Annotated in this window: 2 protein-coding genes; both read left to right on the top strand. The window is 74.3% G+C overall.

Translation table 11 applies throughout. The annotated features are described in order from the left end of the window. The first annotated feature begins 179 nt into the window (after positions 1–179). Positions 180–2,516 carry a 1,4-alpha-glucan branching enzyme gene (gene glgB, locus ACWJ6R_RS32300; RefSeq protein WP_449065849.1) on the top strand — a complete coding sequence of 779 codons (2,337 nt, stop codon included), beginning with the start codon at positions 180–182 and terminating at the stop codon, positions 2,514–2,516. 29 nt (positions 2,517–2,545) lie between these two features. Further along, a partial coding sequence (locus ACWJ6R_RS32305; protein WP_449065850.1) for an IS701 family transposase occupies positions 2,546–3,701 on the top strand: 1,156 nt, incomplete at its 3' end.

A 3,701-nucleotide genomic window follows, 5' to 3' on the forward strand; every position in this document is an offset into this window, starting at 1 on the left:
GCCCTCCGCCCGGCGCGGGGCCGGTCAGGGCCCCCGCTCGCGCCGGGCGGCGCGACGAGGGGCGCGATGAGGGGCGCGGCGACCTGACGGAGTCGGCCCGAGAACATCCCGCTCGCTGGACCTCCGCTCCAGGCTCCCTTTTATTCGACTGGAGGGTTTCCGCAGGGAAAGGGATGCACGTGAGGATTGGATCGACGCTCCTGCGCCGTGCGCGGCCGGTTCCGGGTGACGAGTCGCGCCGCCTCGCCGCGGGCGAGCACCACGACCCGCACTCCCTGCTCGGTCCGCACGCGGGATCGGGGGGCATCACCATCCGGGTCTTCCAGCCGACGGCCGAGCGGGTGGTCGTCCGCACGCCGCGGGAGAGGTTCCCCCTGCTGGACGAGGGGATGGGCCTGTTCGCCGGCACGCTCCCCTGGCGGGAGGTCCCCGAGTACCGGCTGGAGACGACGATCGGCGGCGTGTGCCGGAGGACCGACGACCCCTACCGGTTCCGCCCGCTGCTCGGCGAGCTCGACCTGCACCTGATCGAGGAGGGCCGGCACGAGCGGCTCTGGCAGGTGCTGGGCGCGCACGTGCGCACCGTCGCCTCGGCGGCGGGCGAGGTGACGGGCACCTCGTTCGCCGTCTGGGCGCCGCGTGCGCGGGGCGTCCGGGTGGCCGGTGACTTCAACGGCTGGGACGGCGCGGCCCACGCCATGCGCTCCATGGGGGGATCGGGGGTGTGGGGGCTGTTCGTGCCCGGCGTCGGGGACGGGTGCCGCTACGCGTACGAGATCCTCGGCGCGGACGGGCGGCGGCACCGCAGGGCCGATCCCCTCGCCGCCGCGGCGTGCCCGTCGGCCGCCGCCTCGGTCGTGTTCACCTCCGGCCACCGGTGGCAGGACGACGCGTGGATGAGGCGGCGCGCGCTCGCGGTGCCGTACGCCGAGCCGATGAGCGTCTACGAGGTCCACCTCGGCTCCTGGCGCCCCGGGCTGACCTATCGCGAGCTCGCCGACGCGCTGCCCGGCTACGTCGGAGACCTGGGGTTCACGCACGTGGAGTTCCTGCCCCCGGCCGGGCATCCGTCCGACGGCGGGCCCGGGAGCCGGGCGGAGTCCTACTTCACCCCGGCCGCGCGGCTCGGCGACCCGGACGACTTCCGGCACCTGGTGGACCGCCTGCACCAGGCCGGCATCGGGGTCATCGTGGACTGGGCGCCCGGCCGGTTCGCCGGGGGCGACCGGGCGCTGACCCGGTTCGACGGCGCCCCGCTGTACGAGCGTCCGGGCCCGCACCGCGCCGGGCGGGGCGGCGGGGACCTCCTGCCGTTCGACCTCGGCCGGCCCGGGGTGCGCAACTTCCTCGTCGCCAGCGCGCTCTCCTGGTGCGCGGAGTTCCACGTCGACGGGTTGCGCGTGACCGGGGTGGAGCGGATGCTGCATCCCGGCCGCGGCCGGGAGGACGGGAACGCGGACCGGCCGGAGGGGGAGGATCCGGACGCGCTCGCCCTGCTGCGGGAGCTGAACGCCACTCTCCGCCGCCACGCGCCCGGTGCGGTCACGATCGCCGACGGCGCCGGGACGTGGTCGGAGACGACGGCGCTCACCCACTCCGGCGGCCTGGGGTTCGGTTTCGCGTGGAACCTCGGCTGGGTGCGGGACTCGCTCGGCTACCTGGGCCGGGACCCGGCCGAGCGCGCCTACCACCACGGGGAGCTGACCTTCTCGCTGGCCTACGCCCACGCGGAGAACCACGTCCTGCCGCTCGGCCGCGCGCAGGGCGCGCTCGTCTCCAGGATCGCGGGCGAGCGGTGGCAGCGTTTCGCGTGCCTGCGCGCCTACCTGGGGTTCGCGTGGGCGCATCCCGGCAAGCAGCTGCTGGCCATGGGACAGGAGTTCGCCCAGGAGGGCCCGTGGCCGGCCGGGGCGGGCCCGGCCTGGGAGTCGCTGTCGCGCGGGGAGCACCGCGCCGTGCGCGACCTGGTGCGCGACCTGAACCGGGTCTACCGGGACTCGCCCGCGCTCTGGCGGCTGGACGCCTTCCCTGCCGGGTTCCGGTGGGTCGACGCCGACGCGGCGGAGGAGAACATGGTGGTCTTCCTCCGGTACGGCGACGCGCGGGACGCCCCGCTGGTCTCGGTGTGCAACTTCTCGCCGGTCCCGCACCGCGACCGCCGGATCGGCCTGCCGTTCCCCGGCCGGTGGGTCGAGGTCCTCAACACCGACGCGCTCGCCTACGGCGGGGGGCGGCGCGGGCGGTCCCGGCGCGGTGCAGGCGGAGGACGCGCCGGTCGGCGGGTTGCGGGCGAGCGCGCGCGTCACCGTGCCGCCTTTCTCGTCCCTCTGGTTCCGCGCCGCGTGAGCTTGGGATTGATCCGGATTTCGGCGATAAAGTCACTTCGACTCTTAAAAAAAACCGCACAGGCGGTATTGTTTGAGCACTGTCGACGCGCGTCGTTTCCCGGGAGACCGGGCTCAGATGGGGGGCCACTGTGGCCGATGGTGCGTTCCCGTCCGTTCGGGAAAGACTGACCTCGGAGCTGCTGGCGGATCTGTCCGGCATGCTCTTCTCCTCGCTCAAGCGGAGCGACCAGCGCCGCTGGGCGCAGCTCTACCTGAACGGCCTGCTCACGCTGGACGGGCGCAAGACCATGCGCCGCATCGCGGCGATGGAGGCGAAGCCCGCCATCGAGCAGAGTCTTCAGCAGTTCATCAGCCAGTCGCCGTGGGACTGGGTGGCGGTGCGCCGCTCCCTGGCCTGCTACCTGGAGCAGATGATCCGCCCGGTCGCGCTCGTCGTGGAGCCGGTGCTGATCCCCAAGTCGGGCGAGCACTCGGTCGGCGTGGAGCGGCGGTTCGTCAAACGGCTGGGGCGGCTGTCCAACTGCCAGGAGGCCGTGGGGATCTGGCTCGCCTCGGAGCACGAGAGCTATCCGATCGACTGGCACATGGCCATCCCCGACAGCTGGATCGACGACCCCGTCAAACGCCGCCGGGCGGGCATCCCCGAGACGATCGGGAGCCGCACCATCGAGGAGTGCGTGATCGGCGCCGTCGTCGACATCCTGGAATCGTGGGGACTGCGGCGCTGGCCGGTCGTGATGGACGTCAGGGCGTTCGATCCCGGCCGGCTCGTCTTCGAGCTCTCGGCGCGGCGGATCCCCTTCGTGCTCCGGGTCGACGGGACCGTTCCCGTCAGCCCCGCCGACCCGCGGGTCCCCTTCGGCGCGGGCCGCCGCATGCAGGGGTCCCAGCTCGTCGACGCGATGCGGGACCTCAGCCAGCCCGTCATGCCCGCGGGAGCGCGGCCGGGCCTGCACCGGCCCGCCTTCGCCGTCAGCGCCCGGGTGGAGACGCCGTTCCGGCCCAGCAGGCCGCTGCGGGAGGAGGACGGCGGGACGCTGCAGCTGCTGGGCGCCTGGACCGGGGGCGGGCGGGCGAGCGACTTCTGGCTGTCCAACATCACCCGGCTGGCGCCCGCCGCCCTGTACTGCCTCGCCCGGACGGCCGACCACGTCGCCCGGGACCGGGTCGAGGTGACGGACCGGGTCGGCCTGCGGGACTTCGAGGGACGGTCGTTCCGAGGGTGGCACCACCACGTGACCCTCGTCTCGGCCGCCCACGGCTTCGCCCTGCTGACGGCCGGGAACGCCGGGCCCCGCTCCGCGGCGGCACCGGTCCCGCCGCAGGCACCCCGGGTCCCGCTCCGCGGCGGCA

The organism is Planomonospora algeriensis, assembly GCF_977012225.1.